This is a genomic window from Pseudomonas sp. D5(2026), assembly GCF_057766845.1.
Window position 1 is genome coordinate 4,590,349 of the sequence record NZ_CM173421.1, and the last position, 23,083, is coordinate 4,613,431.

At 62.6% G+C, this 23,083-nt stretch carries 21 protein-coding genes and 1 other RNA gene; 4 read left to right on the forward strand and 18 right to left on the reverse strand.

Annotated elements, in window-relative coordinates; translation table 11 throughout:
* Position 1: 1 nt before the first annotated feature.
* From lpxC to rsmI, 18 genes are all read right to left on the reverse strand, one after another.
* Positions 2 to 913 (reverse strand): UDP-3-O-acyl-N-acetylglucosamine deacetylase, encoded by a 912-nt coding sequence (gene lpxC, locus AC3B5Q_RS21220; protein ID WP_003251873.1) that lies wholly within the window; start codon positions 911 to 913, stop codon positions 2 to 4.
* Between the two features lie 112 nt (positions 914 to 1,025).
* Positions 1,026 to 2,222 carry a cell division protein FtsZ gene (gene ftsZ / locus AC3B5Q_RS21225; protein WP_003251871.1) on the reverse strand — a complete coding sequence of 399 codons (1,197 nt, stop codon included), beginning with the start codon at positions 2,220 to 2,222 and terminating at the stop codon, positions 1,026 to 1,028.
* 55 nt (positions 2,223 to 2,277) lie between these two features.
* Positions 2,278 to 3,540 carry a cell division protein FtsA gene (ftsA, locus tag AC3B5Q_RS21230; RefSeq protein WP_003251867.1) on the reverse strand — a complete coding sequence of 421 codons (1,263 nt, stop codon included), beginning with the start codon at positions 3,538 to 3,540 and terminating at the stop codon, positions 2,278 to 2,280.
* Between the two features lie 14 nt (positions 3,541 to 3,554).
* Entirely contained in the window at positions 3,555 to 4,424 is an 870-nt protein-coding gene (locus AC3B5Q_RS21235) for a cell division protein FtsQ/DivIB (RefSeq protein WP_103443782.1), read from the reverse strand.
* Between the two features lie 5 nt (positions 4,425 to 4,429).
* The gene (locus AC3B5Q_RS21240) at positions 4,430 to 5,386 is read right to left on the reverse strand and encodes a D-alanine--D-alanine ligase (protein WP_021784157.1); all 957 of its coding nucleotides are present in this window, start codon (positions 5,384 to 5,386) and stop codon (positions 4,430 to 4,432) included.
* The gene (murC, locus tag AC3B5Q_RS21245) at positions 5,383 to 6,831 is read right to left on the reverse strand and encodes a UDP-N-acetylmuramate--L-alanine ligase (RefSeq protein WP_016713564.1); all 1,449 of its coding nucleotides are present in this window, start codon (positions 6,829 to 6,831) and stop codon (positions 5,383 to 5,385) included. Before murC ends, AC3B5Q_RS21240 begins: the two co-directional genes overlap by 4 nt.
* Complete coding sequence (gene murG, locus AC3B5Q_RS21250; RefSeq protein ID WP_021784156.1) at positions 6,824 to 7,903, reverse strand: undecaprenyldiphospho-muramoylpentapeptide beta-N-acetylglucosaminyltransferase; 1,080 nt, start codon at positions 7,901 to 7,903, stop codon at positions 6,824 to 6,826. Before murG ends, murC begins: the two co-directional genes overlap by 8 nt.
* Complete coding sequence (gene ftsW / locus AC3B5Q_RS21255; RefSeq protein ID WP_021784155.1) at positions 7,893 to 9,107, reverse strand: putative lipid II flippase FtsW; 1,215 nt, start codon at positions 9,105 to 9,107, stop codon at positions 7,893 to 7,895. The genes murG and ftsW overlap by 11 nt, the downstream gene beginning before the upstream one ends.
* Entirely contained in the window at positions 9,104 to 10,450 is a 1,347-nt protein-coding gene (gene murD / locus AC3B5Q_RS21260; protein ID WP_028697489.1) for a UDP-N-acetylmuramoyl-L-alanine--D-glutamate ligase, read from the reverse strand. Before murD ends, ftsW begins: the two co-directional genes overlap by 4 nt.
* A gap of 6 nt (positions 10,451 to 10,456) precedes the next feature.
* Positions 10,457 to 11,539 (reverse strand): phospho-N-acetylmuramoyl-pentapeptide-transferase, encoded by a 1,083-nt coding sequence (gene mraY / locus AC3B5Q_RS21265; protein ID WP_016498046.1) that lies wholly within the window; start codon positions 11,537 to 11,539, stop codon positions 10,457 to 10,459.
* Positions 11,539 to 12,906: a UDP-N-acetylmuramoyl-tripeptide--D-alanyl-D-alanine ligase gene (locus tag AC3B5Q_RS21270; RefSeq protein ID WP_021784153.1), complete on the reverse strand. Its 1,368-nt coding sequence runs from the start codon at positions 12,904 to 12,906 to the stop codon at positions 11,539 to 11,541. Before AC3B5Q_RS21270 ends, mraY begins: the two co-directional genes overlap by 1 nt.
* Positions 12,899 to 14,389 (reverse strand): UDP-N-acetylmuramoyl-L-alanyl-D-glutamate--2,6-diaminopimelate ligase, encoded by a 1,491-nt coding sequence (locus AC3B5Q_RS21275; RefSeq protein WP_373939364.1) that lies wholly within the window; start codon positions 14,387 to 14,389, stop codon positions 12,899 to 12,901. Before AC3B5Q_RS21275 ends, AC3B5Q_RS21270 begins: the two co-directional genes overlap by 8 nt.
* Entirely contained in the window at positions 14,386 to 16,125 is a 1,740-nt protein-coding gene (locus tag AC3B5Q_RS21280) for a peptidoglycan D,D-transpeptidase FtsI family protein (protein WP_162149598.1), read from the reverse strand. Before AC3B5Q_RS21280 ends, AC3B5Q_RS21275 begins: the two co-directional genes overlap by 4 nt.
* Positions 16,125 to 16,418 (reverse strand): cell division protein FtsL, encoded by a 294-nt coding sequence (gene ftsL, locus AC3B5Q_RS21285; RefSeq protein WP_021784150.1) that lies wholly within the window; start codon positions 16,416 to 16,418, stop codon positions 16,125 to 16,127. The genes AC3B5Q_RS21280 and ftsL overlap by 1 nt, the downstream gene beginning before the upstream one ends.
* Positions 16,415 to 17,362, reverse strand: coding sequence for a 16S rRNA (cytosine(1402)-N(4))-methyltransferase RsmH (gene rsmH / locus AC3B5Q_RS21290; RefSeq protein ID WP_021784149.1), 948 nt, complete (start codon positions 17,360 to 17,362; stop codon positions 16,415 to 16,417). Before rsmH ends, ftsL begins: the two co-directional genes overlap by 4 nt.
* Positions 17,359 to 17,814 carry a division/cell wall cluster transcriptional repressor MraZ gene (mraZ, locus tag AC3B5Q_RS21295; RefSeq protein WP_021784148.1) on the reverse strand — a complete coding sequence of 152 codons (456 nt, stop codon included), beginning with the start codon at positions 17,812 to 17,814 and terminating at the stop codon, positions 17,359 to 17,361. The genes rsmH and mraZ overlap by 4 nt, the downstream gene beginning before the upstream one ends.
* A 308-nt stretch (positions 17,815 to 18,122) precedes the next feature.
* An RNA gene (rnpB, locus tag AC3B5Q_RS21300) (RNase P RNA component class A) lies at positions 18,123 to 18,498 on the reverse strand.
* Between the two features lie 67 nt (positions 18,499 to 18,565).
* Positions 18,566 to 19,441: a 16S rRNA (cytidine(1402)-2'-O)-methyltransferase gene (gene rsmI, locus AC3B5Q_RS21305; protein WP_330508508.1), complete on the reverse strand. Its 876-nt coding sequence runs from the start codon at positions 19,439 to 19,441 to the stop codon at positions 18,566 to 18,568.
* A gap of 186 nt (positions 19,442 to 19,627) precedes the next feature.
* On the opposite strand from rsmI, the gene AC3B5Q_RS21310 reads away from it, so the two are divergent.
* From AC3B5Q_RS21310 to AC3B5Q_RS21325, 4 genes are all read left to right on the forward strand, one after another.
* Positions 19,628 to 21,445 carry a penicillin-binding protein activator gene (locus tag AC3B5Q_RS21310; protein ID WP_021784146.1) on the forward strand — a complete coding sequence of 606 codons (1,818 nt, stop codon included), beginning with the start codon at positions 19,628 to 19,630 and terminating at the stop codon, positions 21,443 to 21,445.
* Positions 21,445 to 21,816, forward strand: coding sequence for a YraN family protein (locus AC3B5Q_RS21315; RefSeq protein ID WP_103443780.1), 372 nt, complete (start codon positions 21,445 to 21,447; stop codon positions 21,814 to 21,816). Before AC3B5Q_RS21310 ends, AC3B5Q_RS21315 begins: the two co-directional genes overlap by 1 nt.
* An 86-nt stretch (positions 21,817 to 21,902) precedes the next feature.
* Entirely contained in the window at positions 21,903 to 22,496 is a 594-nt protein-coding gene (locus tag AC3B5Q_RS21320; RefSeq protein ID WP_012053657.1) for a phosphoheptose isomerase, read from the forward strand.
* Positions 22,493 to 23,071 carry a BON domain-containing protein gene (locus tag AC3B5Q_RS21325; RefSeq protein ID WP_021784144.1) on the forward strand — a complete coding sequence of 193 codons (579 nt, stop codon included), beginning with the start codon at positions 22,493 to 22,495 and terminating at the stop codon, positions 23,069 to 23,071. The genes AC3B5Q_RS21320 and AC3B5Q_RS21325 overlap by 4 nt, the downstream gene beginning before the upstream one ends.
* Positions 23,072 to 23,083: the final 12 nt, after the last annotated feature.

A 23,083-nucleotide genomic window follows, 5' to 3' on the forward strand; every position in this document is an offset into this window, starting at 1 on the left:
CTTACACGGCCGCAACAGGGCGCATGTACGAGATCGGTGCCGTACTGGCATCTTCGAAAGTGACCACTTCCCAGGCATCGGTTTCAGCAATCAGCTTGCGCAACAGCTGGTTGTTCAGCGCGTGGCCGGACTTGAAGCCCTTGAACTCGCCGATCAAGCTGTTGCCCAGCAGGTACAGATCGCCGATGGCGTCGAGGATCTTGTGCTTGACGAATTCGTCTTCGTAACGAAGGCCGTCTTCGTTGAGCACGCCGTCCTCATCGACCACGATGGCGTTCTCGACACTGCCACCCAACGCAAGGTTGTGCTTGCGCAGGTACTCGATGTCACGCATGAAGCCAAAAGTACGCGCGCGGCTGACTTCCTTCACGAACGAGGTGCTGGAAAAGTCGACGCTGGCGCTCTGGGTCCGGTTGCGAAGCACCGGGTGATCGAAATCGATCTCGAAGCTCACCTTGAAACCTTCGAAAGGCAGGAACGTGGCGCGCTTGTCGCCCTCTTCCACGGTTACCTCACGCAGGATGCGGATGAACTTCTTGGCTGCGTCCTGTTCTTCCAGGCCGGCAGACTGAATCAGGAATACAAAAGGACCGGCGCTGCCATCCATGATCGGCACTTCCGAGGCGGAGAGCTCGACGTAGGCGTTATCGATGCCCAGGCCCGCCATGGCGGAGAGCAGGTGCTCGACCGTATCGACCTTGACGTCACCGTTGACCAACGTCGTCGACATGGTTGTCTCGCCGACGTTGGCCGCACGCGCAGGGATTTCGACCACAGGGTCGAGGTCGGCGCGGCGGAAGACGATGCCGGTGTCAACAGGTGCAGGCTTGAGGGTCAGGTAAACCTTCTCCCCGGAGTGCAGACCGACACCTGTGGCACGGATGGTATTCTTCAGGGTGCGTTGTTTAATCATGGCATTGGCCGCTTCAGCGCAAATTGCGAACAGGTATCAACAAAGGCTGGGGATGATAACAGACCCAACCTTTGATGAATACCAATCACCTTTATACCCCTGATAAATTCCATTAATCAGCCTGACGACGCAGGAATGCCGGGATATCGAGGTAGTCCAGGTCATCCTGAGGGTTCAGTTTAGCGGCTGCGGCAGCACCTGCATGCGCCTGGTTGCGCATGACGGTCGGGCGCTCCAGGTCACGGTAGTTGACCGCTGGCTGCTCCTGGCGCACCGGCGCAGGATTGGACGCCTCGTATGCCTGCTGGGCAGTCTGCAGGGTATTGTCGACCACCTTCACAGGCTTCTCGATGCGTGCGCCCAGACCAGTGGCCACCACGGTCACGTGCAATTCGTCGCGCATGTCCGGGTCGATCACGGTGCCGACCTTGACCATCGCGTGGTCGGAGGCGAAGGCTTCGATGATGCTACCCACGTCGGAGTACTCACCCAGCGACAGGTCCGGGCCTGCGGTGATGTTCACCAGGATACCGCGGGCGCCCTGCAGGTTGACGTCTTCCAGCAGCGGGTTACGGATAGCTGCCTCGGTGGCTTCGCGCGCACGGTTCGGGCCGCTGGCGCAGCCAGTACCCATCATGGCCATGCCCATTTCACCCATCACGGTACGCACGTCGGCGAAGTCGACGTTGATCATGCCGGGGCGCTTGATGATGTCGGAGATACCGCGTACGGCACCAGCCAGTACATCGTCAGCCTTGGCGAAGGCGGACAGCAGGCTGGCATCCTTGCCCAGGATGGTCAGCAGCTTCTCGTTGGGGATGGTGATCAACGAGTCGACGCTTTCAGCCAGCATGCGGATGCCTTCATCGGCGATCTGCATGCGCTTGCGGCCTTCGAACGGGAACGGACGAGTCACCACTGCAACGGTGAGGATACCCATTTCCTTGGCCACTTCGGCAATGATTGGCGCAGCACCGGTACCGGTACCGCCACCCATGCCGGTGGTGATGAACACCATGTTGGTGCCCTGCAGCACTTCAGCGATGCGCTCACGGTCTTCCAGCGCGGCCTGACGGCCGACCTCCGGATTGGCACCGGCACCCAGGCCCTTGGTCACGCCAGTGCCCAATTGCAGGATGGTGCGCGCGCCAATGTTTTTCAGCGCCTGGGCATCGGTGTTGGCGCAGATGAATTCCACGCCTTCGATGCTGCTCTTGACCATGTGATTGACGGCGTTGCCGCCACCACCACCAACGCCGATCACCTTGATGACCGGGCTTTGCGGGACGTTGTCTACGAGCTCGAACATTTTCCCTCTCCTTACAGTTCTCTAGTTGTTGCGCCTACCACTACTGCTTTGAAACTTAGAAGTTGCCCTGGACCCACTTCTTGAAGCGTTCAAGCACTGGGGCCTTCGGTTCATCGCCATAGCTGTTGCTGCTGCTGTTGCTGTTACCGGTCAGGGCCAAGTCCTCGGACTGCTTGAGCAGGCCGTAGGTGAGCAAGCCCACACCAGTGGAATAGATCGGGTTGCGCACCACGTCGCTCAGCCCCCGAACGCTGTGCGGCACGCCCAGGCGTACCGGCATGTGGAAGATTTCCTCGGCCAGTTCCACGGCACCTTCCATCTTCGCGGTGCCACCGGTGAGGACGATGCCGGCGGGCACCAGGTCTTCGTAGCCGCTGCGGCGCAGTTCGGCCTGGATCAGGGTGAAGAGCTCGTCGTAACGTGGCTCCACCACCTCGGCCAGGGCCTGGCGCGACAGCTCGCGCGGTGGGCGATCGCCCACGCTCGGCACCTTGATGGTCTCGCCCGCGCCAGCCAGTTTGGCCAGGGCACAGGCGTAGCGGATCTTGATTTCTTCGGCGTACTGGGTCGGGGTACGCAGGGCCATGGCGATGTCGTTGGTCACCTGGTCGCCAGCAATCGGGATGACCGCCGTGTGGCGGATGGCGCCCTCGGTGAAGATGGCGATGTCGGTGGTGCCACCACCGATGTCCACCAGGCACACGCCCAGCTCTTTTTCATCATCGGTCAGTACCGAGTAGGCCGAAGCCAGCTGTTCGAGGATGATGTCGTCGATTTCCAGGCCGCAGCGGCGCACACACTTCTCGATGTTCTGGGCGGCGTTGACTGCGCAAGTGACCACGTGAACCTTGGCTTCCAGGCGCACGCCAGACATGCCCAGCGGCTCGCGCACGCCTTCCTGGTTGTCGATCACGTAGTCCTGCGGCAAGGTGTGCAGCACGCGCTGGTCCGCCGGAATCGCCACGGCCTGGGCGGCGTCGAGTACGCGCTCCAGGTCGGCCAGGCTGACCTCGCGGTCACGGATGGCGACAATGCCGTGGGAGTTCAGGCTGCGGATGTGATTACCGGCCACACCGACGAACGCCGAGTGGATACGGCAGCCGGCCATCAGTTGCGCCTCTTCCACGGCGCGCTGGATCGACTGCACGGTGGACTCGATGTTCACCACCACGCCTTTTTTCAGGCCACGGGACGGATGAGTGCCGATCCCGACGATTTCCAGGGTGCCGTCTTCGCCCACTTCGCCCACCAGCGCCACCACCTTGGAGGTGCCAATGTCCAGCCCGACGATCATTTTGCCGCTATGCGCGTTTGCCATGGTCCTGTCTCTCTCTAATTCTTCGCAACGGCGGGTTGGGCCGTCGTCGGTGCAATCGGTTCCCGCCAACCAACGGCAAGTCCGTTGGAATAACGCAGATCAATGCGGGCGATAGTGGTGATCTGGTCTTTGAGTGTCTTGTCGTAAATGGCAATGAAACGGCGCATCTTCTCCACCAGATGATCGCGCCCCAGCAGCAACTCGATGCCTGGCCCGGCACTGCTCGCACCGGTGGTCAGGAACCAGCTGCCTCGCTCGCGCAGCTCCAGGCGAGCGATGGAAAAGCCCAGGGGGCGCAGCATCTGGCTCAATACCTGATACTGCTGCATGACTTGTTGCTGAGCACGCTGCGGCCCGGCCAGCTGCGGCAAATGCTCATAATTGGCCAGCTCGCGCGGGGCGAAAGCCTGACCCTGGTTGTTGAGCAGGGCTGCATCACCCCAGCGTGCCACCGGCAGCTGTTCTTCAAGGCGGATTACCACCTCGTCGGGCCATACCCGGCGCACTTCGGCGTGGGCGATCCACGGCATCTGCTCCAGCTCGGCCCGCATCGCCGGAAGGTCGACGCTGAAGAAGCTCGCCGCCACATAGGGCGCGATACGCTGCTGCACCGACTGCTGACTGATGTAGCTGAGGTCGCCCTGCACATCGATCTTGGTGATCGGGCGGTCGGCGTAAGGCATCAGGCGAACGGCGCCCTCGTAGGCACCAAAGCCGGCCGCCACCAGCAACACCGGCCACAGCAAGCGCTTGAGGCCGCCCAGGCTTGGCCTGGGCAGGCGCCCCGATACGGGCTCGTCGGCCACCAGCCGGCTGGCACCACGCGGCACCGGCTTGCTACGGCCGGTAACGGGTTGCTGCTGACGTATCATCGCGCCTTGCATGGTTATTAGCCTCGCGTCGCCACGCTTTCGGCCAGGATTGCCAGCACCAGTTGCTGGAAGTCCAGGCCAGCCGCGCGGGCCGCCATGGGCACCAGGCTATGATCTGTCATGCCCGGTGCAGTGTTGACTTCGAGCAGCCAGAACCGGCCCTGCTCGTCCTGCATCACGTCCAGCCGCCCCCAGCCCTCAATGCCAATGGCATTGCAGGCGCGCGCGGTCAGGTCGATCAGCTCTTGTTCCTTGACGCTATCCAGCCCGCAGGGGATGCGGTACTGGGTGTCGTTGGCGATGTACTTGGCGTCGTAGTCGTAGAACACATGCGGCGTACCCAAGGCGATCGGCGGCAGCACCTGGCCGCGCAGTACCGCGATGGTGAACTCCGGGCCGTGGATCCACTGCTCCACCAGTACCTGGGAATCGTATTTGGCGGCGTCCTGCCAGGCGGCGACCAGTTCCTGGGCGCTGTTCACCTTGGCCATGCCGATGCTAGAGCCTTCATGGGCGGGTTTGACGATAAGCGGGAAGCCCAGTTCCGTACTGGCCTGCAAACAATCGCTTTCGCTCGCCAGCACCGCGTGGCGTGGTGTGGGAATGCCCAGGCTCTGCCACACCTGCTTGGTGCGCAGCTTGTCCATCGCCAGCGCCGAAGCCAGGATGCCGCTGCCGGTGTAAGGGATGCCCAGGCACTCCAGCAAGCCTTGCATGCTTCCGTCTTCACCGCCACGGCCGTGAAGGATGATGAAGGCGCGGTCGATCTTCTCGCTTTGCAGGCGTGCGAGCAGGTCATCACCGACGTCGATGGCGACCACGTCGACGCCGGCAGTGCTCAGCGCATCTATCACTGCGGCGCCGGATTTCAGCGACACTTCACGCTCGGCGCTCTTGCCACCGTACAGCACGGCGACGCGTCCGAACGCCTTGACGTCCAGGGTCGAGTGCAGCTTGTCGTAGGCGCTGGTCATTTCGACTTCTCCTGCTTGGCGCCTGCGAACAGCGGGCTTTTCATCAACTGCGGGGCCAGGCCGCCGACATCACCGGCACCCTGGCAGATCAGGATGTCGCCAGCGCGCAGCAGTGGCTTGACCAGCGGTGCCAGCTCGGCGCCGCGCTCGATGTAGATCGGGTCCAGCTTGCCGCGCTGGCGGATGCTGTGGCACAGCTGACGGCTGTCGGCACCGGGGATCGGCTCTTCGCCGGCCGGGTAGACCTCCATCAGCAGCAGCACGTTGGCATCACCCAGCACCTGGACGAAATCGTCGTACAGGTCGCGGGTGCGGCTGTAGCGGTGCGGCTGGTAGACGATCACCAGGCGGCGGCTTGGCCAGCCACCGCGCACAGCCTTGATTACCGCCGCCACTTCGGTCGGGTGATGGCCATAGTCGTCGACCAGCATCACACTGCCGCCTTCGACCGGCAGCTCGCCGTACACCTGGAAGCGACGGCCGACACCCTGGAAGCCGGACAGGCCCTGGATGATGGCCTCGTCAGTAATGCCTTCGTCAGTGGCGATGGCAATGGTGGCCAGGGCGTTGAGCACGTTGTGGTTGCCGGGCATGTTCACCGAAACCTCCAACGGCTCGCGATCACGGCGCAGCACGGTGAAGTGGGTCTGCATGCCCTGCTGACGCACATTGATGGCGCGGATGTCGGCCTCTTCGCTGAAGCCATAGGTCACGGTCGGGCGCTTCACCTGCGGCAGGATCTCGCGAACCACCGGGTCGTCCAGGCACATCACCGCCAGGCCATAGAACGGCAGGTTGTGCAGGAACTCGACGAAGGTTTTCTTCAGCTTGTTGAAGTCACCTTCGTAGGTCGCCATGTGGTCGGCATCGATGTTGGTGACCACCGCCACCATCGGCTGCAGGTGCAGGAAGCTGGCATCGCTTTCGTCTGCTTCGGCGATCAGGTAGCGGCTGGTGCCCAGCTGCGCATTGGTACCGGCAGCGGTAAGGCGGCCACCGATGACGAAGGTCGGGTCCAGGCCACCGGCGGCGAACACCGAAGCCAGCAGGCTGGTCGTGGTGGTCTTGCCGTGAGTACCGGCAACGGCCACGCCATGGCGGTAACGCATCAGCTCGGCGAGCATCTCGGCACGCGGCACCACCGGAATGCGTCGCTCGAGGGCGGTGGCAACTTCCGGGTTGGCCGGGTTGATGGCGCTGGATACCACCAGCACATCGGCGGTGGCGGCGTTCTCGGCGCGGTGGCCGACGAAGATCTCAGCGCCGAAGGACTCCAGGCGCTCGGTAACTGGCGAGGCTTTAAGGTCCGAACCGGACACTTCATAGCCCAGGTTCAGCAACACTTCGGCAATACCGCACATACCCACGCCGCCGATGCCGACGAAGTGAATGCGGCGAATACGGCCCATCTTCGGCTGGGGCATGGCTTTCTGGCTCTCAACCATGGGCCACCTCCAGGCAGATATCGACCACGGTGCTGGTTGCAGCAGGTTTGGCCAGGCGCCGTGCGGTGCCTGCCATGACGTTGAGTTTCTCGGGTTGCATCAGCACCTCGTTCAGGCGTTCAGCGAGTTGCGCTGCGCCAGTTGTCGCTTGTGGCATCAGGAAGGCAGCGCCTTCGCGGGCCAGATATTGGGCGTTGTGGGTCTGGTGATCGTCGATCGCATGGGGCAAAGGCACCAGCATCGAAGGCAGGCCTGCTGCCGCCAGTTCGCTGACAGTCAGGGCACCGGCCCGGCACACCACCAGGTCGGCCCAGCCATAAGCCTGGGCCATGTCTTTGATGAAAGGCTCTACCTGAGCCGCGACGCCCGCCTCGTGATAACGCTCGGCGGTGATCGGCGCGTGTTGCTTGCCGGCCTGGTGGAATACCTCTGGCCGCAGCGCGGCGGGCACTTCGGACAGGGCCTTAGGCAACAATTTGTTCAATGGTTCCGCACCCAGGCTGCCACCCAGTACCAACAGGCGTGCACGGCGCTCGCCCAAGGGCGCGCGTTGCTCCTCCATGAAGAGCTCCGGGCGCACCGGGTTACCGGTGGTGCGACGTTTGTCGCTGGCCTCGAAGGTGTTCGGGAAAGCTTCGCAGACCCGCGCCGAGAGTGGCACCAGCAACCGATTGGCGGTACCGGCCCTGGCGTTCTGCTCATGGATCACCAGTGGCACGCCGCACAGCCGCGCGGCCACGCCGCCGGGGCCGGTCACATAGCCGCCAAAGCCCAGGACACATACGGGCTTGAGCTGGCGAATGATGCGCCGTGCCTGCAGCACGGCCTTGACCAACGTGAACGGTGCCTTGAGCAACGACAGCTTGCCTTTGCCGCGCAAACCGCTGACCTGGATCAGATGCAGTGGCAAACCCGCCTGTGGCACCAGCTCGTTCTCAATGCCACGCGGGGTACCCAGCCAGTGCACGCTGTAACCGCGCTTCTGGAACTCACGGGCGCAGGCCAGCGCCGGGAATACGTGCCCCCCGGTACCGCCGGCCATGATCAGTACATTTTTGCCTTCAGCGGCCATGACTGGTCTCCTCGGCAAAATCGCTTTCGCTAAATTCGTGCTCCTCACTGCCCAGGTGCGTGCGGCTCTCCCACTCGATGCGCAGCAACAGCCCTACGCAGGCGCAACAGATCACCAGCGAACTCCCCCCGTAACTGAGAAACGGCAGGGTCAGGCCCTTGGTCGGCAGCAGGCCGACGTTCACACCGATGTTGATCAGGAACTGGCCAATCCACAGGAAAGCCAGGCCGAACGCCATGTAGGCGGCAAAGAACTGTTTGGCTTTCTCGGCCCACAGGCCGATGTACAGGGCGCGCACGGTAACGAACACGAACAGTGCTACGGTCACCAGCGAGCCGACCACGCCCAGTTCTTCCGCCAGTACCGAGAACACGAAGTCGGTGTGCGCTTCAGGCAGGTAGAACTGCTTCTGCACGCTGTTGCCCAGACCAACACCCAGCCACTCGCCACGGCCGAAGGCAATCAGTGCCTGGGTCAGCTGGTAGCCCGAACCGAACTGGTCGGCCCAGGGGTCGGTGAACGTAATAAGGCGCGCCATCCGGTACGGCTGCGCCTGTACCAGGACAAATACCGCCAGCACCGCCAGCGCCACCATCAGGCTGAAGCGGAACAGCCCCACCCCACCCAGAAACAACATGGCCGCCGCCGCGCCCATCATCACCACGGTGGCGCCAAAGTCCGGCTCCATCAGCAGCAAGGCGGCCATGGGCAGCAGCACGATGAACGGCTTGAAGAAGCCCATCCAGGTTTCGCGCACCTCAGTCTGTCGGCGTACCAGGTAGCCGGCCAGGTAGATGACCACGAACACCTTGGCGATTTCTGAAGGCTGCACGTTGAAGAAGCTGAAACCGATCCAGCGCATGGAGCCGTTGACTTCACGGCCGATGCCCGGCACCAGTACCAGTACCAGCAGGCCGAAGGCACCAATCAGCATCATGAAACCCATGCGCTGCCAAGTGGCGATCGGCACCAGCAGGGTCGCACCACAGGCCACCAGGCCAAGGAACACGTACACCAGGTGGCGGAACATGTGATACAGCGGGTTGCCCGACTGTACAGCAGCCACTTCCGAGGATGCCGAAGTGATCATCACCAGGCCCAGGCCCAGCAAGGCCAGGCAACCGGCGAGCATCGGGAAGTCCAGGTCGACGCCACGGCCGCTGATCAGCGGCGACGGATAGGGTTTGAAGATGCCGAAGATCATGCAAGACCTCCCGCTGCCTGGGCGAACAGGCGTCCACGCTCCTCGAAGTTCTTGAACATGTCGAGGCTGGCGCATGCAGGCGACAGCAGCACGGCATCGCCGTCCTGGGCCAGCTCGGCGCATCGCTGCACGGCATCGTCAAGGGTCTTGACCCGAACCAGCGGCACGGCATCGCCCAAGGCCTCGGCCAGGCGCTCGGCATCACGGCCAAGCAACACCACGGCGCGGCAGTAACGCTTGACCGGTTCGCGCAACGCAGTGAACTCGGCACCTTTGCCATCACCACCCGCGATTAGCACCAGCTTGCCTTCGATATCGGCGCCCAAGCCTTCAATGGCGGCCAGGGCAGCACCGACGTTGGTGGCCTTGGAGTCGTCGTACCAGTTGACGCCGTTACGCTCGCGCACCCACTGGCAACGGTGGGCCAGGCCACCAAACTCGCGCAGGGCCTCGAGCATCGGCTCGAACGGCAGACCGGCAGCATGGCCCAAGGCCAGTGCCGCCAGGGCGTTGCTCTGGTTGTGGGCGCCACGAACCTTCAGTTCACGCGCCGGCATCAGTGCCTGGAACTCGAACGCCAGGTATTTTTCACCGCCCACTTCGCGCAGGCCGAAGGCCTTGAAGTCCGGCTGGCTGAGGCCAAAGGTCCAGCATGGGCGGCCTTCCACAGGCAATGGCCGGCTGAGGGCATCCTGACGGTTCACCACCACCTGCCTGGCCCCGCGGAAGATGCGGTGCTTGGCCAGGTGGTAGGCCGGAAGGCCGCTATAGCGGTCCATGTGGTCTTCGCTGATGTTCAGAACGGTCGCCACTTCGGCGTTGAGCTGGTCAGTGGTTTCCAGCTGGAAGCTGGAAAGCTCCAGCACGTACAGCTCGATGTCATCGGCCAGCAGGTCGAGCGCCGGAGTACCGAGGTTACCGCCCACGGCCACACGTTTACCGGCCTTGGCGGCCATTTCACCGACCAGCGTCGTGACGGTGCTCTTGGCGTTGGAACCGCTGATGGCAATGATCGGCGCCTTGGCATGGCGAGCAAACAGCTCGATGTCGCCAGACAGCTTCACCCCTCGCGCGGCCGCCTGCTGCAAGGCCGGCGTGGCCAAGGCCAGACCGGGGCTCACATACAACTCGTTGGCACGGCACAGGAAGTCCACGTCCAGCTCACCACAGCGCACTTCCACCTGCGGGTAATCACGGCGCAGGGTTTCCAGTTCCGGCGGTTGCTCGCGGGTATCGGCGACCGCAAAGGCAATGCCCCGGCTCGCCAGGAAGCGAACCAGGGACATGCCGCTCTTGCCGAGGCCGACAACGATGCGGAATTGGTCGGAAGCGATCAAAGACACGCTCATCTACCTCAATTTCAGGGTTGCAAGGCCAATCAACACCAGGATTACAGTGATGATCCAGAATCGGACGATCACCCGAGGCTCTGGCCAGCCCTTGAGTTCAAAGTGGTGGTGGATCGGCGCCATGCGGAACACGCGCTTGCCGGTCAGCTTGAAGGAGGCGACCTGTATCACCACCGACAGGGTTTCCACCACGAAGATGCCGCCCATGATGAACAGCACGATTTCCTGGCGCACGATGACGGCAATGGTGCCCAGCGCGGCGCCCAGCGCCAGCGCGCCGACGTCACCCATGAACACTTGCGCCGGGTAAGTGTTGAACCACAGGAAGCCCAGGCCGGCACCGATCAGCGCGCCGCAGAACACGATCAGCTCGCCCGACCCCGGCACGTAGGGGATCAGCAGGTACTCGGCAAACTTCACGTTACCCGACAGGTAGCAGAAGATGCCCAGCGCGCCGCCGACCATTACCGTCGGCATGATTGCCAGGCCGTCGAGGCCATCGGTGAGGTTGACCGCGTTGCTCGAACCGACAATGACGAAGTAGGTCAGTACGACGAAGCCAACGCCCAGCGGAATGGTGACATCCTTGATGAACGGCAGGATCAGCGTGGTCTCGACGCTGGTTGGCGCGGTCTTGTACAGGAACACCGCCGCCGCCAGGCCGAACACCGACTGCCAGAAGTACTTCCAGCGGCTCGGAAGGCCACGGGAGTTCTTTTCGATCACCTTGCGGTAGTCATCGACCCAGCCAATGGCACCGAACGCCAGGGTGACGATCAGCACAACCCATACATAGCGGTTGCTCAGGTCGGCCCACAGCAAGGTGCTGATGGCAATGGCCGACAGAATCAGCGCACCGCCCATGGTCGGGGTACCGGACTTGGACAGGTGCGATTGCGGGCCGTCGTTACGCACGGCCTGGCCGATCTGGCGAATTTGCAGGGTACGGATCATCCAGGGGCCCAGCCACAGCGCCAGGGACAACGCGGTCAGTACACCAAGAATCCCGCGCAGGGACAGGTACTGAAAGACCGCGAAGCCTTTGTGGAACTGTTGCAGATACTCGGCCAACAGCAGCAGCATTAATGTTTCTCCCCGCTGGCACCGCACAATGCCGCCACGACGTTTTCCATCGCAGCGCTGCGCGAGCCCTTGATCAAGATAGTGGTGTCACTGGCATTCTCGGCGCTAACCGCATCGATCAGCTCAGCTTGAGTAGCGAAATGGCGGCCATTGGCGCCGAACGCCTTGACCGCATGTGTCATGTTGGAACCCACTGCGTACAGGGCGTCGACCTTGCCACGCGCGTAGTCACCCACCTGACGGTGGCCTTCTTCCGCCCATTGCCCCAATTCGCCGATATCCCCAAGCACCAGAACGGTGCGCCCGGAAAAGCCGGCGAGTATATCAATGGCTGCGCACATAGAGGTGGGATTTGCGTTGTAACTGTCGTCGATAACCCGTACCCCGTTCGGCGCGATCTGCGCCACGGTGCGCCCCTTGACCGGTTGCACGGCCGCCAGGCCTGCGGCAATGCCGCTCAGGCTCAGACCAACGGCATGTGCAGCGGCGGCGGCGGCCAGGGCGTTGCTGACGTTGTGTTCACCCAGCACATTGAGTTGTACGGCTACCGTTTCCGTGGCGCCATGCAGGGTGAACGACGGGCAGCCGCGGGCATCGCGACCAATGTCTGAAGCGTGGAAATCGGCCTTCGGGTTGCTGCGTGCGAAACTGACGACTTTGTGCGTACCGGCACGCGCCTTCCAGATGTCAAAAGCTTTGTCGTCCAGGTTGAGGATGGCAATACCGCCCTCGCCCAGGCCTTCGAGAATTTCGCCCTTGGCTTCGACGATCTTGTCCGGGCCGCCGAACTCGCCAACGTGGGCAGTACCGGCGTTATTGATGATGACCACCTGCGGTTGTGTCAGGCCTACGGTGTAGCGGATTTCGCCAATGCGCGAGGCGCCCAGCTCGATCACTGCCGCGCTGTGCTCCGGGGCGATCTCCAGCAGTGTCAGCGGCGCCCCGAGGTCATTGTTCAAGTTGCCGCGGGTGGCGTGAACCAGGCCACGGGTGCGCAGGATACTGGCGAGCATTTCCTTGACCGTGGTCTTGCCGCTGGAACCGGTAATGGCCACTACAGGCTTGTCGAAAGCGGCGCGGTTCAGGGCGCCGAGCTGACCCAGTGCTGCCCGGCAATCCTTGACCAGCAACTGCGGCAGGTCGACACCGGCCACTTCACGCTCGACCAGGGCAGCTACTGCGCCTTTGGCTTTCACGTCTGCCAAGTAGTCATGGCCATCGAAACGCGGGCCGGCCAGGGCGACGAACAGTTGCCCGGCGCTGACACTGCGGCTATCGATGCTGACACCGGTAAACGTGGCGTCGGCACCGATGTGTTGACCATTCAGGGCAGTGGTCAGCTGGCTGAGTGACAGCGGCTTAAGCATGTGGAGCCTCCCAGGCTGCAAGTGCCTTTTCGGCTTCGGTCAAATCGGAGAAATCATGGCGCTCGCCATTGATCTCCTGATAATCCTCGTGCCCCTTACCAGCCAGCACGATCACATCGTTGGCAGCGGCAGTGGCGATCAGGTGCGCAATGGCTTCGCCACGGCCGGCGACGAACTCGACGTCGTCAGGCCTGGCGAAACCGGGGCGGATATCATCGAAGATGCGCAACGGGTCTTCAGTACGCGGGTTGTCGTCGGTGACCAGTACGCGGTCAGCCAGGCGCTCGGCCACTTCGGCCATCAGCGGGCGCTTGCCGCGATCACGGTCACCGCCGCAGCCGAACAGGCACAACAGCTTGCCACGAGCGTGCGGGCGCAGCGCCTCGAGTACTTTTTCAAGTGCATCCGGTGTGTGCGCGTAGTCGACCACCACCAGCGGTTTGTCGCCGCCACCCAGGCGCTGCATACGACCTACCGGGCCCTGCAGTTGCGGCGTGACCTTGAGGATCTCGTCCAGCGCATAGTCCAGCGCCAGCAGGGTCGCCACAGCGGCAAGCATGTTGCTCAGGTTGAAGCGGCCCAGTAGTTGACTGCGCAAGATACGCTCACCTTGGGCAGTGACGATTGTGGCGCGCACGCCATCGTCACTGAACACGGCTTCGCGACAGAACAGCGAGGCCTCAGGGCGTTCCAGGCTGTAGCTCAGCAGTCGGGTTTCGATATGGTCGACACTCGGGCGGCGCGCAAAGTCGGCGGCCAGACGACGACCAAAGGCGTCATCCAGGTTGACCACCTGGCAACGCAGGCTCGGCCAGGCGAACAGCTTGGCCTTGGCGGCCTCATAGGCTTCCATGCTGCCGTGATAGTCGAGGTGGTCGCGGGACAGGTTGGTCATTACCGCGATGTCGAATTCCAGTGCGGCAACACGGCCTTGCTCCAGGGCATGGGAAGACACTTCCATGGCCACGGCCTTGGCGCCGCCTTTCTTGAGGTCGTTGAGGGTTGATTGCACGGCAATCGGGTCGGGCGTGGTCAGGCGACCGCTCTGCAACTCGCCGAAGAAGCCAGTACCCAGGGTGCCAATCAGGCCGCAGCGCTGGCCAAGCAGGTCGAGCGCCTGGGCTACCAGCTGGGTAACGCTTGTCTTGCCGTTGGTGCCGGTCACGCCGACCAGATTCAACTGGCGGCTCGGTTCACCATAGAAGCGCCCGGCGATATCTGACAACTGAGCGATCAGCCCTTTGACCGGAATCAGCGGCACATCGGTCAGCGGCAGCACGTTGGCACCCTGCTCTTCATAGGCCACGGCGGCAGCGCCACGGGCCAGGGCGTCGGCAATATGCTCGCGACCATCGACCTTGGCGCCCGGTACGGCCAGGAACAAGTCACCCGGGCGCACACTGCGGCTGTCCAGGGTCAGCTCACGAATCAACGGATCACGGCTGGCGTGGGCGAAAAGTTTGCTTAATGGCATTGTCATCATCCACGCCCTCCCTTGGCGGCTGCTGCATTGACTTGCGATTGCACCGCGGGTGCAGGTGGCGGCAGGTTGTCTGGCGGCACGTTCATCAGGCGCAGGGTGCCGGACATGACCTTGCTGAATACAGGTGCCGAAACCAGGCCACCGAAGTACCCCCCCTTTCTCGGCTCGTCGATGACCACGACGATGGCGTAGCGCGGGTCACTCATTGGCCCGAAGCCGGCGAACAGCGAGCGGTAGGCGTTTTCGGTGTACCCCTTGGCACCCACGGTGGCCTTACGCGCGGTGCCGGACTTGCCGGCCACGTGATAGAACGGCACCTGGGCACGGAAGACGCCGCGCGGGGCTTCGATCACCTGCTGCAGCATGCCCTGAACGGTTTCGGCGACTTCTTTCGGGATGGCCTGCACCGCTTCTGGTGTCTTGTCTAGCTTGATGATCGACAGCGGCACCATCTTGCCGTCGTTGGCCAGCGCCGCGTAGGCATGCACCAGCTGCAGGGCGGTGACCGATACGCCGTAGCCATAGGACAGGGTCGCGGTCTCGGCCTTGCGCCACTCACGGTGGTTGGGCAGGTTGCCGACACGCTCGCCCGGGAAGCCAAGGCCGGTGTACTGGCCCAGGCCGACCTGGGACATGACCCGGTAGATGGCCTCGCCGCCGATGTCGAAGGCGATCTTGCTCATGCCAACGTTACTGGAGTTGATCAGGATGCCGGTCAAATCAAGAATCGGACCCTCGCTGCGCGACACATCCCTGATGGTGTAACGACCGATCTGAAGGCTGCCAGGGTAAACCTCGACCTTGTCGCTCGGCTTCCAGCGGCCGCTCTGCAGCGCTGCACTCATGGAGATCGGCTTGACCGTGGAGCCCGGCTCGAACACGTCGATGATCGCCCGGTTACGCATGGCCGACGGGAACATGCTACGGCGGTTGTTGGGGTTGTAGGTCGGCTGGTTGACCATGGCCAGGACCTCACCGGTCTTGACGTCCATGATCACCAGGCTGCCGGCCTTGGCGTCCTGCTCGGCAATGGCGTTGCGCAGCTCGCGGGTAGCCAGGTACTGCAGGCGCAGGTCTATGGACAACGCCAAGGTCTTCCCGGCCTTGGCGTTCTTGGTTACCTGAATGTCCTTGATCAGCCGGCCGCGCCGGTCCTTGATTACCTGGCGCTTGCCGGGCACACCGGCCAGCCACTCGTCATAGGCCAGCTCCACCCCTTCGCGACCGTGGTCATCGAGGTCGGTAAAGCCGACCATATGCGCAGTCACATCACCGGCCGGATAGAAGCGGCGGAATTCTTCCAGGCCATACACACCCGGCACTTTGAGGTCGAGCACGTGCTGGCCTTGCTCGGGGGTCAGACCCCGGACCAGGTAGATGAACTCTTTGTTGGCCTGCTGGGTCAGGCGCTCGGTCAACTGCTGCGGGTTTTGCCCCAGCGCTGCGGCCAATTGCGGCCAACGCTCCTTGGAGGCCTGCATCTCTTTGGGGTTGGCCCACAAGGTGGTGACCGGGGTGCTCACGGCCAATGGCTCACCGTTGCGGTCAGTAATCAAACCGCGGTGCGCCGGGATGGGGATGTGACGCAGGCTGCGCGCATCGCCCTGGCCCTTGAGGAAGTCACGGTCAACTACCTGCAGGTCGATGATGCGCCAGCAAATGGCACCGACCATGATCGCCAGCAAGCCGATCACTACACGGAAGCGCCACGGGTAGAGTGCGCCTTCGAGCTTCATCATGGCGCCACCATCCGGACTTCGTCAGCTGACGGCACGCGCATGTTCAATTGCTCGGAGGCCAGGCTCTCGATGCGACTGGCAGCGGTCCAGGTACTCTGCTCAAGAATCAACCGGCCCCATTCGGCCTGAGCCTTGTCGCGCTCGTTCAATTCACCGTACAGGGTGTTGAGCAGCTGACGGTTCCAGTGCGCACTGTAGGACACGGCAATGGCCGAAACCAGTACGCTGATGAACAGCAGAAGCATCAGGAAGCTTCCGCCTGGCAAGGGTTTGGCAAATAGCCTGCTCACCGCAGCTTCTCCGCCACGCGCATTACGGCGCTACGCGAGCGTGGGTTGGCCTTGAGCTCGGCCTCGGAAGCGAACTGGGCCTTGCCGATGAGCTTGATTTTCGGCTCGAAGACCTTGTGCTGAACCGGCAGGTTCCGCGGCAGGTTGTCGGCCTCCCCCTTCACCAGCTTGCGCATGAACAGCTTGACGATACGATCTTCCAGCGAGTGGAAACTGATGACCGCCAAGCGACCACCGACTTCGAGCGCATCCAGCGCAGCCTCAAGGCCAGCCTCCAGATCACCCAGCTCGTTGTTGACGTGAATACGAAGGCCCTGGAAGGCACGGGTAGCCGGATTCTTGCCCTTTTCCCAGGCCGGGTTGGCCACTTTGAGCACCTCCGCCAGGTCGGCGGTACGGGTGAAGGGCTGTTTTTCGCGGCGCTCGACCACTGCACGCGCCATGCGCCCGGCAAAGCGTTCCTCACCGTACTCCTTGAAGACCCGGGCGATTTCTTCCACAGGCGCAGTGGCGATGAACTCGGCGGCACTGATGCCTTGGTCCGGGTTCATGCGCATGTCCAGCGGGCCATCATTGAGGAAGCTGAAGCCACGCTCTGGGTCATCCAGCTGCGGGGAGGACACGCCCAGGTCCAGCAATACACCACTGACCTTGCCGTGCAGGCCGCGCGCTGCCACTTCCGTGCCCAGTTCGGCAAAACTGCGCTGCACAATGACAAAGCGGCCGTCTTCGGCCGCCAGCGCTTGCCCCGTGGCAATCGCCTGTGGATCTTTGTCGAAGCCCAAGAGCCGCCCTTGCGGCCCGAGCTTGCTGAGGATCAGACGACTGTGTCCGCCACGGCCGAAAGTGCCGTCCAGATAGCAACCGTCGGGGCGCAGGGCCAATGCCTCGACAGCTTCGTCGAGCAGGACGGTAATGTGGTTGAAGCCGCTATCTATGGTCACAGGATCAGGTCACGCAATTCGTCGGGCATGGCGCCCGGTTGTTGAATAGCTGCAAGGTCGGCTGCCGAAACCACGTTCCAGGCATCTTCATCCCACAGCTGGAATTTGTTCAGTTGCCCCACCAGCATCGCCTTCTTGTCGAGCTTGGCGTACTCACGCAGGCGGGGCGGCACCAGGAAACGCCCGCTGCCATCGAGCTCCAGGTCAACCGCATTACCGATCAGCAAACGCTGCAGGCGGCGGTTTTCCTCACGCAACGATGGCAAGGCACGCAACTTGGCTTCTATCTGTTCCCACTCATCGAGGGGATAAACACACAAGCAGGGGTCTACGGCGTCAATGGTCACGATCAGTTGGCCATTGCAACGTGAGTCGAGCTCGTCACGGTACCGGCTCGGCATGGCGAGACGGCCCTTGGCATCGAGGCTGACGGCGTTGGCTCCGCGGAACACGGCTGTGATTCCCCACAATGTTAGCTTTTTTGTGCCAGAAAACCCACTTCATCCCACTTTCTGCCACTTGCGCACACTATAGGAATCCGCCCGCAGCACCGTCAAGGCACGTTCATAAGGAAAAGCCTTACAGGACCGAGATTTAGCGCAACAACAGAATGTGGAAGGACTGCCAGAGAGAAAAAAACACGAGAAAAATCAAACCCACGCAAGCAAATGGAGTTCGAAGTTAAAGTAATTTATTAAGAGTAAGATTTTTTCGGTATTACCAGAGGGGTTCTGCTATCGATTCAAGCAGGGGAAGAAAGGTGGAGAGTCGATCTGTAAGCCGGGTTTTGTCGAGGACAGTCATTCCTCTACGACGGCCATCACTGGACGCCTCTAGCAACCTACCCGGTTCCGACGCGGGCCACGCCTGATGGAACCCTATTTGGTCTTGCTCCGAGTGGGGTTTACCTAGCCACGAACTGTTGCCAGCCGTGCGGTGCGCTCTTACCGCACCTTTTCACCCTTACCGGCACCGAAGTGCTTAGGCGGTTATTTTCTGTGGCACTTTCCGTAGGCTCACGCCTCCCAGGCGTTACCTGGCACTCTGCCCTATGGAGCCCGGACTTTCCTCCCCCTGCTGCTCACACAACAAAAAGTTGCGGAACAAAAACAGGCAGCGACTGTCCGATCGACTCTCCGCCGCCAAGGTTACCGGCACGCGCGCGCAAGAACAAGCGATACCGACATCTATGTCAAACTGCCACTACTCAGCTTTCTGCTTTTCCAGGGCAAGTTGATACAACAGGTTCTTGCGCACCCCGGTAATTTCCGCTGCAAGCGCCGCGGCCCGCTTCAGTGGCAACTCCGCCAATAGCAGGTCGAGCACTCGCTGAGCTTCGGCACTGATGGCCTGCTCGCCCTCCGGCGCGCTCCAACCGCCGACCAGCACCACGCATTCACCGCGCTGCTGGTTGCTGTCGCCAGCTACGAAAGCCCGCAACTCAGCCAGCGGCAAGCCCTTGAGGGTCTCGAAGGTCTTGGTCAGTTCGCGCGCCAGCAACGCCGGGCGATCGCCACCAAATACCGCCTCCATGTCTTCAAGACACTCCTGGATTCGATGCGGGGCTTCATAGAAGATCAACGTGCGCGGCTCTTCCCTCACTTGCTCCAGGCGCGCCCGGCGCCCTGCCTGCTTGGCCGGCAGGAAGCCTTCGAAGATGAAGCGGTCCGACGGCAGGCCTGCCGCCGATAGTGCGGCGATCAAGGCACAGGCGCCAGGCACCGGCACCACGCTCACCCCTGCGGCACGCGCCTGACGCACCAGGTGGTAGCCTGGGTCGGAAATCAGAGGTGTGCCGGCATCGGAGACCAATGCCACATTTTCACCCGCCAGCAGTTTGGAGAGAAAACGCCCGCCTTCGTCGCGCTCGTTGTGCTCATGACAAGCGGCCAACGGCGTGTCGATGCCAAAGTGTTGCAGCAGGCGGATCGAATGACGGGTGTCTTCGGCGGCGATCAGGGCCACGTCCGCCAGCACTTTCAGCGCCCGGGCGCTCATGTCGTCGAGGTTGCCGATGGGAGTTGCCACCACATAAAGCGTCCCCACCGTGGATTTCGAAGCCCCTGCCACATCAGTCACTGCGCACACCTGTCATTCGGATCAAAGGCGCCATTGTAGCCCGAGCGCCTGCAACAGGGCGTAAAGAACTTCGCCGGCGATCAGGAACAAGCCACCTATAGTGAAGGATCGACACAGCAACATCGCGCCCCGGCCAGTGCTTGGGTACAATTGTCGGCCAACTTGATCGAGTAACAGGACCTTTACATGATCGCTTGCCTGCGGCTGCTCACAGCCCTCTGCCTCGCCGCCCTGCTGGCAGCCTGCGCCAGCTCGCCCTCATCCAGCCTGGGCGAACTGCCACGCACCCCGGACGCCAGCATCGAGCAACTGCTTGAAAAGGCCGCCTCCAGCAAGTCTGCAGAAGACGCCGCCCTGCTGCGCCTGAGCGCGGCCGACCTGGCCTTCAAGCAGAAGGACTTCCCACGCGCCGCACGCATTCTCGAGCAGGTCCCGCTGGACACGCTCAAGCCGGCCCAGCAAGTGTTCGCCAGCACCCTAGCGGCTGAACTGGCCATGAGCCGCAACCAGCCCAAAGCAGCGCTGACCGCCCTGGCCCACCCCAGCCTGCAGCGCCTTGCCGAGCTGCCGCCAGAGCTGCAAGCGCGTACCTACACCGTGCACGCCGCCGCGCTCGAAGCCGATGGCCAGGCCCTGGCTGCCGCACAACAGCGCATACTGCTGGCGCCACTGCTCAGCGGCCAGGCCGCCAGCGCCAACAATGACGCCATCTGGGCCCTGATCGCCTCGCTGCCTGCAGAGCAACTGCAGCAACCGACCAACGATCAGGCCCTGGCAGGCTGGACCAGCCTGGCGTTCGCCGTGAAAAGCGCCGGCACCCTGGAGCAGCAGCAAGCGGCCATCGAGACCTGGGTCAAACAGCATCCGGACCACCCTGCCGCTCAGCAACTGCCGCAGGCCCTGATCAAGCTCAAGGAACTGGCCAGCCAGCCGCTGACCAAGATCGCCCTGCTGCTGCCTCAGGAAGGCCCACTGGCCGGCGTTGCCCGCGCCCTGCGCGATGGCTTCATGGCCGCCCACTTCCAAGCTCAGCAGACCGGCCAGCCGGCACCTGCCGTGCAGGTATTCGACAGCTCGCGCATCGGCTCGCTGGACGAGTTCTATCGCCAAGCGCAGGCCGCCGGCGTGCAACTGGTCATTGGCCCGCTGGAAAAGCCGCTGGTCAAGCAGCTGGCCGCCAAACCGCAACTGCCGATCACCACACTGGCCCTGAACTACGCCGACGCCGGCCAGAAGGCCCCGCCGCAACTGTTCCAGTTCGGCCTGGCTGCCGAAGACGAAGCCCGTGAAGTCTCCCGCCGCGCCCGCGCCGACGGCATGGTCCGCGCCGTAGCCCTGGTACCGAGCGGCGAATGGGGTGACCGTGTCCTGGCCGCCTTCCGCCAGGACTGGGAAGGCAATGGCGGAACCCTGCTCGCCGCCGAGCGTATCGCTCAGCCGGTCGCCCTGGCCCAACAGATTGCCGACCTGTTCCAGTTGCGCCAAAGCGAAGGCCGCGCCAAGAGCCTGCAAAGCACGGTGGGCGGCAGCATCGCGGCACAACCGTCGCGCCGCCAGGACATCGACTTCATCTTCCTCGCCTCGACCCCGCAACAGGCGCAGCAGATCAAGCCGACCCTGAACTTCCAGTACGCCGGTGACGTGCCGGTCTATGCCACCTCGAACCTGTACAGCGCCAGCGGTGACGTCAACCAGTACAATGACATGAACGGCATCCGCTTCTGCGAAACACCGTGGCTGCTCGACACCAGCAACAGTCTGCGTCAACAGGTTGTACAGCAGTGGCCGCAAGCCGCTGGCAGCCTCGGCCGCCTGTACGCCATGGGCGTCGATGCCTACAGCCTGGCGCCGCGCCTTGGCCAACTGAAAGCGCTTCCGGACAACCGCATCCTGGGGCTTTCGGGCAGCCTGAGCATCAATGCCAACCAGCGCGTCGAGCGCCAGTTGCCATGGGCCGAGTTTACCGGCGGCCAGGTCAAGCGCCTGCCTGACACCGTGCGTTGATGGTCGCAGCATCGCCTACCCGTGCCGGGCAAGCGGCAGAAACCCAAGCCCTTGAGTACCTTCAGGGGCAAGGGCTGCAGTTGCTGGTGCGTAACTGGCGATGCAAAGGCGGCGAGCTTGATCTGGTCATGCTCGACGCCGATACAGTAGTATTCGTCGAAGTCCGCTACCGGTTGCACGCGGGCTTCGGAGGCGCCCTCGACAGTATCGACTGGCGCAAGCAGAAACGGTTGGTGCTCGCCGCCAGCCTGTTCCTGCAGAAGGAGCCCCACTGGGGCAACCACCCCTGCCGCTTCGACGTAGTCGCCCTGCAGGGCAGCCACCATGCAGGCAGACCGCTTCAATGGCTGAAAAACGCCTTCGAATGCTGAACCCACTTCGTTTTTTTTGCTCTATGTATCGCGGGCTGGTCGTAGTTGCGCGTAGCAAAGGCCACCGCCCCATTTAAGGTCACCAGATGGACATGCAATCCCGAATTCGCCGGCTGTTCGAGGCCAGCATCGAAACCAAGCAACAGGCAATGGACATCCTGGCACCGCACATCGAGCAGGCCAGCCTGGTCATGGTCAATGCGCTGCTCAACGAGGGCAAGATGCTCGCCTGCGGCAACGGCGGCTCGGCCGGCGATGCCCAGCACTTTTCATCGGAGCTGCTCAACCGCTTCGAGCGCGAGCGTCCCAGCCTGCCAGCCATCGCGCTGACCACTGACAGCTCGACCCTGACCTCGATCGCCAACGACTACAGCTACAACGAAGTCTTTTCCAAGCAGATCCGCGCCCTGGGCCAGCCCGGTGACGTTCTGCTGGCGATCTCCACCAGCGGCAATTCGGCCAACGTGATCCAGGCGATCCAGGCCGCGCATGACCGTGAAATGATTGTCGTAGCATTGACTGGTCGCGACGGCGGCGGCATGGCTTCGCTGCTGCTGCCCGAGGACGTGGAAATCCGCGTGCCTTCGACAGTTACTGCGCGCATCCAGGAAGTCCACCTGCTGGCGATCCACTGCCTTTGCGATCTGATCGACAGCCAACTGTTCGGGAGTGAAGAATGACCCCTATGCGCCTCGGCCTGATGGCCCTGACCCTGTGCCTGAGCGTCACTGGTTGCAGCTCGGTACTCACCTCTACCCGCAATTCGCCGATCGAGGACGATCGCGGCACGCGCACCATTGGCAGCAAGATCGACGACTCGCTGATCGAAACCAAGGCCGCCGTGAACATTTCCAAGGCCAGCCCAGACCTGGACAAGGGCTCGCACATCGTTGTCAGCAGCTACAACGGCATCGTCCTGCTGGCCGGCCAGACCCCGCGCGCCGACCTCAAGAGCCTCGCTGAGCAAACCGCCAGCCAGGTACAGCGAGTCAAGAGAGTGCACAACGAGCTGCAAGTGATGCAGCCTTCCTCCATTCTGGCGCGCAACAACGACGCCTGGCTGACTACCAAGATCAAGACCCAGATGCTGACTGACAGTGCCGTGCCCAGCTCGCGCATCAAGGTGATTACCGAAAACGGCATCGTCTACCTGCTTGGCCTGGTCACCCGCCAAGAAGCCAACTCGGCCACTGCCGTAGTGCAGGGCGTGTCGGGGGTGCAGAAGATCGTCAAGCTGTTTGAGTACATCGACTGATTGGTCTGCGTT